Genomic DNA, 12,410 nt, shown 5'->3' with positions numbered 1-12,410 from the left:
AGCTAATATTATTGACTTATGATGAGATTCCGCCAGATCGAAGCATTCCGATATGTCATGTTATGTGGCACCACTGCCGCTGCAGCTGGCGAGATGAATGTGTCACAACCCGCAATCAGTCGGCTTATTAGTGATTTAGAGTACGCACTAGGCTTTACCCTGTTTGATCGGCGTAAGGGTCGCCTGAAACCGACGCTGGAAGCTACTGAGTTTTTTAGTGCAGTCGATGAAAGCTTTTTGGGGCTTGAAAGGCTCTCTTCCATGGCTGAGCAAATACGAACTAAGCAGCCAAAGCAGTTGAAAATTTCCTGCACGCCCTCCTTAGCCGCATCCTTACTGCCATTAGCCATGGCGGAGCACAAAAAGTACCACCCTGAAGAGCGTGTTATTATTTATACGGATAATATTGGTCCGTTGATCAATAAGTTACAGTCAAATTCTGTTGACATTGCCATCGGCCTGCAACTGCCAGACTTGGTAGGGATTAATAGTGAGCCTATTGGTGATGCGCGTTATGTTTTTGCTGCCCATAAGGATCACCCGTTGGCAGCAAAAGCGGTGATCAGGCCGGAAGATTTAATTGGCGAAACTATCTTATCTGTGATCTCAGATAAGCACCCCAATTATTGGAGTAAGCTAAATGACAGCCTTGAGGGTGTGAGCGATCAGATTAAAAAAACCATTGATATCGACGCAGCGCATACTGGGTACTCTATGATTGCAGCGGGTATGGCAGTGGCGGTGATAGAGCCATTTTCAGCGCGGGTGTGGGCGGGTGCGGGTGTTATTACACGTCCGTTTGAACCTGCTGTTAGTTATGGCTATGACTTGGCATTTCCAACTGGAATACGCCACCATCCATCAGTGCACTCATTTGCTGAAACCGTGAAGAAGGTGGCGCGGGGTATGCCTGAGTTTGTGGGTTGAGACATCAAACCACACTCGCTACTTATTGCGTTTCATAGAGTCCGATGCATACACCAAGCTATGTGGATCTTTTCTTATCGCTGCGAGCACTACATCTTTATCGCTCTTGAATTTTTTATCGAGATCATACAACGCATAAGGGTCTTTACTAACCAATGCGATAGCAGTGGCTTTTTCCGGACTTGTTGTGGCGCAGGCAGTGAATACCAAGCTGATTATTAGTAAAAGAGAGGCTTTCATTTGTTTGAGTAACATCGTGTTCTCCGTTTTCTATGCGCAATCGAACAGTTGCGAATGCATTGCCTTATGAATATGACAAAGAAACATTGTATTCTATTGGTCGTAGGATTGGTGTTGGCGATCTTTTTCTTTATATTTGGCAAAAGACGCGGCCCCTAAATTAAACCAAACTAAGCAAATATCCCATGACTGAACTACTAAACACAATGGAAGCGTTCGCCCCGTTTTCTATCATCAAAGAGCTGTTGATCGCTTTTATCATCGCTTTGCCAATCGGATGGAACCGTGAACTGGAAAGTCGTAGTATGGGGTTACGCACTTTCCCGTTGGTCGCCTTGGCCTCCTGCGGTTATATGCTGCTTGGTAGTAGCTTTATCGGAGATGACAGTCCCGATGCCATCGCGAGGCTCCTGACCGGTTTGATGACGGGTATAGGATTCATCGGAGGTGGTGCCATTTTAAAAGATGGTGGCAGCGTAGAGGGTACTGCAACTGCAGCAAGCATCTGGACAACGGGCGCTGTTGGTGCGGCGGTTGCATTCCAGCGCTATGAGATTGCAATTACCCTTGCAGCCGTTAGTTTCCTGATTCTGGCCTTAGCGAAACCGGTAAAAAAATCCCTCCACGACTAACCGTTACTCTAGATACCCTAAGGAAGCTCCTTATGCATGTAGTGAAGCTTCTTTTTCTTTGCTGAAAGTAGACAATCACACTCAGCAATAAACAATCAACTCTCCAGTGGGAGCACTCTTTTAATGCAACATCATATAGCTGAACTTATCGCGTCTGTTCTTATTGTGGGTATCGCACTGCAATGGATTGGTTGGCGTTTAAAAATCCCTGCATTGATATTGCTTATCGCGGCGGGCTTCGTCATGGGGCCATTAAGCGGCTGGTTGAAGCCATCAGAAGATTTTGGTGACTTACTCCAGCCTCTGGTGTCGTTGAGCGTTGCGGTCATCTTGTTTGAAGGCGGTTTAAATCTACGCTGGCACGAGCTTAAACAGAATACGCATGTCATCTATCGCTTAATCACCTGGAATGTGCTCCTGACTTTCGCCCTTGGGAGTCTCACCGCACATTATCTGGTTGGCTTGTCCTGGCCGGTGGCGTTAATTTTCGGGGCAATTATTATTGTCACCGGGCCAACAGTGATTATGCCCTTGCTAAAGCAGGCCAACCTGAAACAGCAGCCCGCGTCACTACTGCGCTGGGAGGGGATTGTGAATGACCCTATCGGCGCTCTTTTGGTCGTATTGATTTACGGTTATTACGTGTTATCCGAAGGTGATGCGCTGTTCATGAATATTGTGGGTGGCATGTTGGTGAGTCTGATTGCATCACTACTGACCGGGGTTGGCATGGGCTTATTTTTGGCGCGGGTGTTTCGTCAAGGGCAAGTACCGGAGTACTTAAAATCACCGATTATCCTGATTGCCGTGTTGTTAGTGTATAGCCTGTGCAATCGGGTACAGAGTGAAGCCGGACTGCTGGCAACTACTGTGCTGGGGATAACGCTGGCCAATCAGCAGCTAAATATTTTGCACGAGCTCAAGCGTTTTAAAGAATATGTCACCATCTTACTGGTGTCATCGACCTTTATTATCTTAACGGCAGATATAGACCCTGAAATTTTGATGAGAATTGGCTGGCAGGGGTGGTTACTATTGGTTGTCGTTATCTTTGTGATTCGTCCGCTGGCTATTTATCTCTCCACTATTGGGACTGATATCAGTAAGCAGAACAGAATGTTAATCGCCTGGATAGCCCCGCGAGGTATTGTTGCCGCGTCGATCGCCGGGTTATTTGGTGCTGAGTTAGTCAAAAAAGGCTATGACGGTGCTGAGCTGTTACTGCCATTAGTGTTTGCGCTGATTATTCTGACTGTAAGCTTACATGGCTTGAGTATCGGCTGGGTTGCCCGAAAGCTGGGCCTTGCCTCAGCGCATCCTGATGGCATTATGCTGGTTGGGGCATCGCCCTGGAGCACCGCACTGGCTGCAGAGCTTGATAAAAATAACATCCCGGTGGTGTTGATAGATACCAACTGGCAGCAACTTAAGCCTGCCAGAATGCAAAATATCCCTACTTACTACGGCGAGATATTATCCGAAAGAACGGAGGAAGTTTTAGAGCTTTCGCACATCACTCAGCTGCTTGCAATGACCCCCAACGAAGCTTACAACACCCTGATCTGTAGTCGCTTCTCCCCTGAGCTGGGCCACCATAATACTTACGAGCTGGCTTGGCAGTCAGTGGCTGAAGGAAAAAAAGGAAAAACGAATAAAGAGACAAAACTCCCGGACAATGCAATTCGCGGGGATGTCTTATTTGGTGAAGATAAATATTACTCAGACTTGGTCAGAGCTTACGATAATGGCTGGCAGTTTAATACTACGCACCTTTCAGAGCGGTATAGAATGAGTCATTTTCTTGAAACAGCGCCTGCTGAAAAGATACTGATTGCTGCGATCGATAAAGTGGGCCACATTTATTTTTACCCGTGGTCGAAAGATCTGAATGAAGAGGATTTTAATACTATTATCAGCTTTATGCCTTCAGAACCCGCTAAATCTAATGGGAATTAATACACTTATTCGGAGCGGACAATCTCAAAATCCTTGATTTTGCGATAGATAGTCGCTCGACTTATTCCCAAACGGCGTGCGGCTTTGCTGACATTCCAGTTTGAGCTTTCCAGTGTGACGCGTAGATTTTCGGCGTCACTTTTTTCGACGGGTAGATTAGCCTGCAATACTTGACTTAATGTGTTGCCGGGAGTCTGGTTACATTGGTGCTGTCGAATAGTGCTTGGTAAATCGATGTCATTAATGCTTTTACCATTGCCGCATAGCAGTGAAAAACGAATAGCGTTTAGTAGCTCCCTAAAGTTTCCGGGCCATTGATAACTGAGTAGCAAGTCATAGGCGACATCGCTGATGACAACGGGATACTGCGCCAATTCCTGACTAAGCTGACTAATCACCCCTCTTAAATCACTACGCTCACGTAACGAGCTTAGCCTGAAACAGGCCCCGTTTAGACGGTGAAACAATTCCGGACAAAATTGTTCACTGCCCAGTAACTCAGCAGGCTCGTCTTGCACAGAAGCTACTACGCGTAATGCATTGACGAACTTCAAATTCACACCTTGTATTGCAACATCAATTTCATTTAATAATGCGACTACCTGCATCTGAAGTTTCTGTGACAAGCGATCAATTGCTTTTAAGTAAACCGTTGCGGCAAACTCCTGATCAGCTGTGCGGTGAAGGCTTCGAACACTGTCAAGCTCGGATAAAAATGTGTCGACACTCTTGTCAGAAATATCCGCAATTGCACAATTGATGGTGATGAATGGAGCCTGTTTGAATGAGGCTTCAGCATGCAGCACTTTCACCAACGCTTGTTTACCACTGCCTGTTTCACCTTGCAGCAGCAGTGGAACACCGTGCCGGTATAGCTCGCTTGCACGCTCAGTCGTGGCAATCATGTATTTATCATGACCCGCTAAATCGCTAAGTCTTTTCTTTTGGGAAGACTTAACCGAAGTGGTACGTATAGCCGACCGGTTGCTACCGGGTAAAAATGGCGTCGCAATAATCGCCGCACCCTGATGACTATTAATATCAATATTCGTTCCGGCAAGGTTGGCAAGGCTGTCAATACTCTTTCCAAACACATCATCTACTGTTTGGTCCAATACCTCACTGCACTGGCGATAACCCAGTAGCTCAGCCGCATGATTCGTCAGCCCTACAACTTCACCCCGGGAATTAACCGCACACAGTGCATTGATAGATTCATCAATATCCGCACCCGACTTAGATAGCGATACATGCATAATGTCGAGCGCTGAATAGTGCGATTTAAACAAGCGTGCCTGAATTTTGGCGGCAGTCAGAGACAGAATATACTGGTAAAAAATATAATTATGGGGATTCTTATAGTCGAGCCCGGCGATCGCTAATGCACCAATGAGTTGGTTGTGTTGATCAAACAAGGGAGCGCCCGTGCAGGCAAACTGTCTGAACGACTTGTAGTAGTGATTATTACCGGAAATGGTGATTGCTTTTTGCCCGCCCAGCGCCATGGATATGGCATTCGTGGCGGCCAGCGGCTCTCGCCAACAGTACCCTGCGGATATACCCGCAGGTTCTAAGTAATGCGTCGTCGCTTGCTCCTGAAAACTCATAAGTAAGGTGCAGTCAGTATCGGCGACTACCAGCCCTCGGTGAGCATGTCGTGCGAGCTTTGCCAGATGATCAATCTCTCTGGTTTCGCCCCCAAGAGAGACAAGGAGTTGATCCAGTCGATGTCCAATTTCACTATCCTGCAACCTTAGCAAAGGTCGGGGGGTCATTTGCGAAAGTTTGTGATCCTTTCTGCAACGCTGCCACGACGAGGCAATAGCCAATTCATTAACACCACTATTTGGCTGAACAATAGAGCCCATATTCATTCCTCCTCGACGCATTACCAGTTAAAAGTACGCTGTTTACCTACATTCGTCAAAATCCTTAGAAGCACCAAAACGACATAACTCTGCCTGGTAGCGCTGCATTAGCCGCTGGCTAAAAAGTTCTTTTGAGGGAAGCACGTCAGGGCGTGGGTAAACGCTAGCCAGCGAGCAATGAGCGGATGACTCAAAGCGCTGCTTAAGGCCCATCAAGCTATATAAGCGATTGACCTGCTTAGTGACTTCCTGAAAGTCGGTTTCATAGAGAATTAACGCATGGGCAAAAACAGCCTGATGAGTCACTTCCCCCTTGGTTCTGGAGTGACGCTGAGCGGTACCGACCATCTTTTTACCATCCACCACAATATTGTAATCTCCATCACAAAAGGCTTCAGGTACCGAGGCACAGTAGGCAGAAATACCTAACTGCTTAAACTCTGTGATCATAGGTTGGCATAACAACTGGTAGCCGTTAGCGATGGAAAGCCGGGTATTTGAGGAATTGGCCAGTGCCAGAGACACATTAATAATCCCCGGGCCTTGTGGTGTTACCCCGCCCCCGGTTTGTCGAACATGTACCGGCCAGCCTGCTGCTGCAGAGGCCTTTGAAGCGTCCTCAAACGCAGGGTGATGACTAAACTTGAGAGGCACCACCAAGCACTGATTCGCTGACCACATAAAGCTCGCATGATCTAATCCATCATAGATAACGCGTTCAAATAGTTGCTTTTCACGTACCAGCGCATCGGCCATGGATGTGAATTGAACCAAGGTATTAACCGTGCGAGATGGTGTATTCATTATGCTAGCGCCTCAATGCTGTGGCACAGATCAGATAAAAATGCAGCAGCCGGGCCACCATCAATGGCGCGATGATCAAAGGTCAGCGATAAGCCCATCATTGGCTTCCAGAGCATATTATCCCCTGAGCGTACTGCCACTTCCCGAATACAGCCAATCCCCAAAATCCCGATCTGTGGTGTATTCAGAATCGGTGTGAATTGCTCCACTCGGGTAAGGCCAAGGTTGCTAATCGTGAAACTGCCCCCCGTCATTTCTGTGACGCTTAGCTTATTCGTTTTGGCACGAGCCGACAAATCCTGTCTGGCGGCCCGAAGTTGCAACACATCCATTTGCTCTGCACCAAAGATAGACGGCGCAACTAATAAGTTACCAGGCAGTGCGATGGCCACGCACAGGTCAACAGCGTCAGATAAATGTATCGCCTTATCCGCCACTGTCCCGTTGATATCCGGATGCTTGCGTAGTACAGAGACCACTTGATGCATCAACAAATCTTCAATCGAGACCTTATCGCCCCGCGCCGCGAAGACCTCTTTTTGAGCTAACAGCCCTGACACATCACAGCTGGCATGATGTGTTAGTTGCGCCGCTTCCTGCAAACTTCTGACCATTTTGTCCGAAATCATAGCGCGCACGCCACGTAACGGAACCACTGTTTTAGTATCACCCATCATGTCACCCAATTAGTTCGTTGGTTCATTGACTCAGTTATCGGCTCAACTTGTGACCCGGGCAATCACATCGCCCTTCTCGACCAAGTCATCTTCTTCTTTGAGAAGCGTGATGGTGCCGCTAAGCTGAGACTCCACTTCAAATTGTGCTTTTTCGACCATCACTTCTGCAATGGGCGTGCCCGCTTCAACTTGCGCACCCTCTGAAACTAACCAGCTTGTGATAACTCCTTCGCTGTCTTCTTCCCACAGATCCGCTGGGATAATAATGTCCGTTGCCATGTGTCTACCTCGTTTAATGTTGTCAATCATTGAGCGTCCATGCCGTCGTGTACTGGCATGGCCGCGTGTAATAGTTAAACGGCAATTCCGTTATAGGCGGCCACAATTTTTTCAGCATTTGGTAAGCAGAACTGCTCCATAACGCGTGCAAACGGAATGGGAACATCGGGATACGCCACACGTTGTGGTGCTGCTTTAAGCACTGAAATATCATGCTCGACCACTGAGGCGATTACCTCACCACTCACGCCGTAGCTCTGATAATCTTCATCCACCACAATCAAGCGACCGGTTTTTGCAACTGAGGCCCGAATGGTTTCGCGGTCCAGTGGCACCAGAGAGCGTAAGTCGACAACCTCAGCACTCACGCCCTGCTCGGCCAGCATTTTGGCCGCCTTAAGGCCATGGTGAACGCCCATTCCGATACCAACAATCGTGACATCGCTGCCTTCCTGAACGACTGCGGCTTTTCCAATTTCAACTTCGTAATAGTCTTCTGGCGTGTGAACGGTGGCTCCCTTTTCAGTCCCTAACCAACCCATACCCTGAAGGCCTTTGTGATACATGTACACCACCGGGCTATCTTCACGAATAGCAGCATTCATCAAGCCTTTCGCATCGTAGGCATTTGAGGGGGCGACCACTTTCATTCCCGGTAAGTGGGCGAAAGTGCCATACACACATTGGGAGTGCTGTGCGCCATCCGAATAGCCCCCTCCAGTGGAGGTCATTAATACCATCGGGACCTTGACGTTACCGCCTGAAAAATAAATGTTCTTTGCCATATTGTTGTAGATCTGATCGAAGCACACCCCAAAAAAATCCACAAACATCAGCTCTACAATCGGGCGCATTCCATTTTGAGCCGCACCGACTGCAGCACCGATAAAGGCTGTTTCAGAAATCGGCGTATCGCGAATGCGTTCATCACCAAACTCTTCGATCAGCCCGCGGGTGTTGCCGTATACACCACCCAATACACCGATGTCTTCACCCATTACAAAGACCTTTTCATCTTTGCGCATGTATTGTGCGACGGATTCTGCCATCGCCTTGGCAATGGTTAACTTGCGTTCTTTAGTACTCATGATTATTCCTCTCTATCCGCGACGTTTTTTAGGCAAACACACTGGTCAGTGCATCTTCAGGGTCTGGGTCTTCACTGGCTCTGGCGTGCGCTATCGCCTCGTCTACCCGTGATTGTGCTGAGGTATCCAGCTTATCCATTTCCGCAGCACTGGCTGTGCCCTCATCAATCAGTTGTTGGCGGAATCTTGGAATCGGATCAATGGCTTCTAGTGCCGCTTTTTCACCCTCAGGGCGGTAGCCTTCTGCATCGCCAATAAAGTGACCGGCAAGGCGGGAGGTTTCAAGCTCAAGTAAGGTTGGTCCGTTACCTGCACGTGCATGAGCAATGGCTTCACCCGCCGCTTTAAAGATTTCGATCGGATCGTTACCGGGTACATACTTACCCGGCATGCCGTAGCCTGCAGCTCTCAGGTAATTGCGTTCGATAGCGGTCGATTGCTTTTTAGAAACAGAGATACCCCACGAGTTATCTTCAATCACAAACACAACCGGCAGTTTCCAAACCGCTGCAAGGTTCAGACTTTCATGAAAAGCGCCTTGGTTGGCTGCGCCCTCACCCAAATAAGCTACGGCGATACCGGGCTTTTTTTGCATTGTTTGAGATAAGGCGGCACCGACGGCCGGGCCAAGACCTTGGCCAATAATGCCGGAGCAAGTGAAATTTACATCCGCATCAAACAAGTGCATATGACCGCCTCGGCCACCACCTAAACCATTGGCTTTTCCGAAGATTTCAGAGGTCATGCGTTTGAGGTCGACTCCCTTAGCGATTGCCTGATGATGGGGGCGGTGAGTCGCGGTGACACTGTCTTCTGCGATGAGGTGGGCACACACGCCAACTGCGCAAGGCTCCTGACCGTTAGATAAGTGCATCTCGCCGGGAACCGGGCCATTAGCCATATTGAATGCGGGCGATTTGCCCTCCATGTAGGCGGCTGCGATAGCCTCCTCATAGCGACGGCTGACTACCATCGTTTCATACATCCACAATTTCTGTTCAGTTGTTGGTTGCATAATCATTCCTCTCCTGTGATAAGCGATACAGCGACAGCATGGTGCGTATCGCCGTGATCTGGGATTACTGTGACAGCTCTTGAAACACCAGCACAGTGGATTGATTGCGTCGTAAACGGGAGGCTTGAATAGTGTCTCAATGCGTTGGGTGTGAGACACTTATGAGACACTTTTTGAAATGCTGAGACACATAAAAAAGCCTGTCACAAAGGACAGGCTTTCTCAGGGGGAAACCGAGACTATTAACGCGTGATTAGTTGCTTACAACCACCTTACCAATGGCTTTACCACTACTTAGGCGAGCATAGGCCTCGCCCACTTCATCAATCACAAATTCAGTCTCATCCAACAAAGGCTTTAGTGCGCCCGCATCAGCAATTGCTGCAAGCTTGTTCAGCGTTTCACCGTGCACTTCACGCTTGTGGTTGTACAACATAGGGATCAGCATAAAGACAACATGAATCGACAGACCTTTGAAGTGAGCCGGGTTTAAATCAAGCTCCAACATAGACACTGTGGTAACAACCTGTCCGTTCAATGCTGCCGCTTCAAATGAGTTCAGCATGTTCATGCCACCAACGGTGTCATACACCACATCAAAGCCTGCTGTGCCAGTGTGTTGTTCCACGTATTTTGCCACCGGCTCGCTGGTGTAATTAATGGCAGTTGCACCATAAGATTCAACGATCGCTGCTTGCTGATCACTACCGATAGTAGTGTACACATCAGCACCTAAGTGCTTAGCCAGCTGTACTGCAATATGACCCACGCCACCGGTACCACCGTGAATCAGGACTTTTTGACCTGCCGTAACCCCAGCACGATGCAAACCTTCGTAAGCCGTAATTGCAACGAGTGGCAATGATGCTGCCTCACGCATAGACAATGACTTAGGCTTGTGAGCAACTAATTTAGCATCCGCCAGCATGTAATCGGCTAAAGAGCCTTGCAGGTCAGCTAATCCGCCAGAGCAACCATACACCTCATCGCCAACTGCAAACCCTGTAACCCCCTCACCAACCGCTTCAACGGTACCGGCGAAATCCATACCCAAAATAGCAGGTAGCGCTGGAGACAGTGGTAGTGCCTCACCCATTGAACGAATCATTGTATCCACGGTGTTAATGCTGCTGGCTGCCACTTTGACCAGAATGTGGCCGCTAGTCACTTCAGGTTGAGGGACTTCAGTTGCCTGAAATTCAGCTGCATCGCCGTACTGATTAAGAACCATTGCTTTCATTGTATACTCCACTGGATGTGTTAGTCGTAGGGAGTACGATACAATATCCGTAGAATATATAAATGATTCAAAATTAAATTCAGTTTCCTGTTTTTCTATATAATCGAATGGCTGGACTTCCTGTGTGATATCACCAACCACACTGCGTGATATCACACAACTCCCTCCTCAAAATAGTCACTAAAATCCACAAGTTATTGAAAATAAATAACTAAAAATACTGGCACGACTATTGCTCTCCTTATTACTATTTACCCTCTTGGAAAAATACGCATGGAAAGCAATACCCCAATACACGACAACTCCCTAGGCCGCCGTTTTTATTTTTCAGTGTGGCGTTGGCATTTTTACGCAGGCTTATTCGTAACGCCTTTTTTAATGGTGCTAGCACTAACCGGCATGTTGATGATGTATCTCGCCGTCTTTGATGGTCGCGATGGTGAGAAAATTACCGTGGCTCCAATGGGTGAAATTCAAAGCTATTCCCAGCAAGCCGATGCCGCGATGAAAGCCTTCCCCGATGGCAAGCTGGTGGAGATGATCAGCCCGCTAACCGCCGATAGCGCATCCGTTTTTCGGATCAGCGTGGGCGACATACAAAATATGGTTGCGGTTGACCCGTATCGTGCTGAAGTACTTGAAACCTGGGTGCGTCGCGATGGTTGGTACGACTTCGCCAGCAATATCCACGGTACTTTGTTAATCGGCGACTTGGGTGATCGCTTAATCGAAATCGCGGCAGGTTTTGCCATTGTATTGGTGATTACGGGCCTATACCTTTGGTGGCCACGTAATGGCAAAGGCTTCAGGCAGATGCTGGTGCCGGATATCTTTGCCAAAGGCCGTCTGTGGTGGAAATCACTGCATCAAACCATTGGTTTTTATTGCTCGGTATTGCTAGTCGCCTTTTTATTATCTGGCTTGTCATGGTCAGGTATCTGGGGCGAGAAATTCACCCAAGCCTGGAGTACATTCCCCGCTGAAAAATGGGATAATGTGCCGCTCTCAGATGACACTCACGCCTCAATGAATCACGGCGCGATTAAAGATGTACCTTGGGGCTTAGAGCAAACGTTGATGCCAGAGTCTGGTTCGGGTGCAGGAGTTGAAGGTCTGCCAGAAGGCACTCCGATCAATGTGGATAGCATTGCCATGTTGGGAAAAGCACTGGTTGAGGATGGCCGCTATCATGTCAATTTCCCGAAGAATGACAAAGGCGTCTGGACGATTTCACAAGACTCCATGAGTAATGATTCAAACGATCCAATGAGTGATCAAACGGTGCATATCGATCAGTACACCGGCAAGATTGTGGCACAAGTTGGCTTTGCGGATTACTCCATTCCGGCCCAAGCCATGGCGGTTGGTATCGCATTTCACGAGGGCGATATGGGTTTGTGGAATCTGCTGCTGAACACAGTATTTTGCTTATCGATTATCTTCTTATCGGTGAGTGGCGTGGTGATGTGGTGGATACGCCGCCCTGAAAAATCCGGTCGCCTGGGTGCGCCGCCAATGGTCGATGTGGCACTTGGTAAAGGCGCAGTGGTGCTGACGTTATTGGTCTCGTTACTGTTCCCATTGGCGGGGCTGACCTTATTAGCGGTACTGGCGTTGGATGTGTTAATTATTCAACGCATTAAGCCACTAGTGCGCATTCTGTCATAAGTTAAACGCCATAAAA

General features: G+C 48.3%; 12 protein-coding genes. 4 read left to right on the top strand and 8 right to left on the bottom strand.

Annotated elements, in window-relative coordinates:
- Nucleotides 1-18 precede the first annotated feature (18 nt).
- Nucleotides 19-927: a LysR family transcriptional regulator gene (locus LEUMU_RS0108140; RefSeq protein ID WP_022951791.1), complete on the top strand. Its 909-nt coding sequence runs from the start codon at nt 19-21 to the stop codon at nt 925-927.
- An 18-nt stretch (nt 928-945) separates the two neighbouring features.
- Here the strand turns inward: LEUMU_RS0108140 and LEUMU_RS0108135 are convergent, their stop codons facing one another.
- Nucleotides 946-1,182 carry a DUF4116 domain-containing protein gene (locus tag LEUMU_RS0108135; protein WP_022951790.1) on the bottom strand — a complete coding sequence of 79 codons (237 nt, stop codon included), beginning with the start codon at nt 1,180-1,182 and terminating at the stop codon, nt 946-948.
- A 170-nt stretch (nt 1,183-1,352) separates the two neighbouring features.
- Between LEUMU_RS0108135 and LEUMU_RS0108130 the strand changes: the two genes are divergently transcribed.
- Both LEUMU_RS0108130 and LEUMU_RS0108125 read left to right on the top strand, forming a co-directional pair.
- Complete coding sequence (locus tag LEUMU_RS0108130) at nt 1,353-1,799, top strand: MgtC/SapB family protein (protein WP_022951789.1); 447 nt, start codon at nt 1,353-1,355, stop codon at nt 1,797-1,799.
- A gap of 123 nt (nt 1,800-1,922) precedes the next feature.
- A complete protein-coding gene (locus LEUMU_RS0108125; RefSeq protein WP_022951788.1) occupies nt 1,923-3,755 on the top strand; it encodes a cation:proton antiporter in 1,833 nt (610 codons plus the stop codon).
- Nucleotides 3,756-3,760: 5 nt separating this feature from the next.
- Here the strand turns inward: LEUMU_RS0108125 and LEUMU_RS0108120 are convergent, their stop codons facing one another.
- From LEUMU_RS0108120 to LEUMU_RS0108090, 7 genes are all read right to left on the bottom strand, one after another.
- Nucleotides 3,761-5,623, bottom strand: a complete 1,863-nt coding sequence (locus tag LEUMU_RS0108120; protein ID WP_022951787.1) for a sigma-54-dependent Fis family transcriptional regulator — start codon at nt 5,621-5,623, stop codon at nt 3,761-3,763.
- Nucleotides 5,624-5,665: 42 nt separating this feature from the next.
- Nucleotides 5,666-6,427 carry a lipoate--protein ligase family protein gene (locus LEUMU_RS25160; RefSeq protein ID WP_022951786.1) on the bottom strand — a complete coding sequence of 254 codons (762 nt, stop codon included), beginning with the start codon at nt 6,425-6,427 and terminating at the stop codon, nt 5,666-5,668.
- The gene (locus LEUMU_RS0108110) at nt 6,427-7,101 is read right to left on the bottom strand and encodes a 2-oxo acid dehydrogenase subunit E2 (RefSeq protein WP_026744597.1); all 675 of its coding nucleotides are present in this window, start codon (nt 7,099-7,101) and stop codon (nt 6,427-6,429) included. The genes LEUMU_RS25160 and LEUMU_RS0108110 overlap by 1 nt, the downstream gene beginning before the upstream one ends.
- A gap of 45 nt (nt 7,102-7,146) precedes the next feature.
- On the bottom strand, nt 7,147-7,383 hold the full coding sequence (locus LEUMU_RS0108105; RefSeq protein ID WP_022951784.1) for a biotin/lipoyl-containing protein: 237 nt from the start codon (nt 7,381-7,383) through the stop codon (nt 7,147-7,149).
- 74 nt (nt 7,384-7,457) lie between these two features.
- Entirely contained in the window at nt 7,458-8,471 is a 1,014-nt protein-coding gene (locus LEUMU_RS0108100) for an alpha-ketoacid dehydrogenase subunit beta (RefSeq protein WP_022951783.1), read from the bottom strand.
- A gap of 28 nt (nt 8,472-8,499) precedes the next feature.
- Nucleotides 8,500-9,486, bottom strand: a complete 987-nt coding sequence (locus LEUMU_RS0108095) for a thiamine pyrophosphate-dependent dehydrogenase E1 component subunit alpha (RefSeq protein WP_157474287.1) — start codon at nt 9,484-9,486, stop codon at nt 8,500-8,502.
- Between the two features lie 253 nt (nt 9,487-9,739).
- On the bottom strand, nt 9,740-10,726 hold the full coding sequence (locus LEUMU_RS0108090; RefSeq protein WP_022951781.1) for a zinc-dependent alcohol dehydrogenase family protein: 987 nt from the start codon (nt 10,724-10,726) through the stop codon (nt 9,740-9,742).
- Nucleotides 10,727-10,999: 273 nt separating this feature from the next.
- Between LEUMU_RS0108090 and LEUMU_RS0108085 the strand changes: the two genes are divergently transcribed.
- Nucleotides 11,000-12,394 (top strand): PepSY-associated TM helix domain-containing protein, encoded by a 1,395-nt coding sequence (locus LEUMU_RS0108085; protein WP_022951780.1) that lies wholly within the window; start codon nt 11,000-11,002, stop codon nt 12,392-12,394.
- Nucleotides 12,395-12,410 lie beyond the last annotated feature (16 nt).

Origin of the sequence: Leucothrix mucor DSM 2157 (assembly GCF_000419525.1) — a bacterium.
Classification (GTDB): Bacteria; Pseudomonadota; Gammaproteobacteria; order Thiotrichales; family Thiotrichaceae; genus Leucothrix; species Leucothrix mucor.
This window is presented reverse-complemented; position numbering and strand designations above follow the sequence as displayed.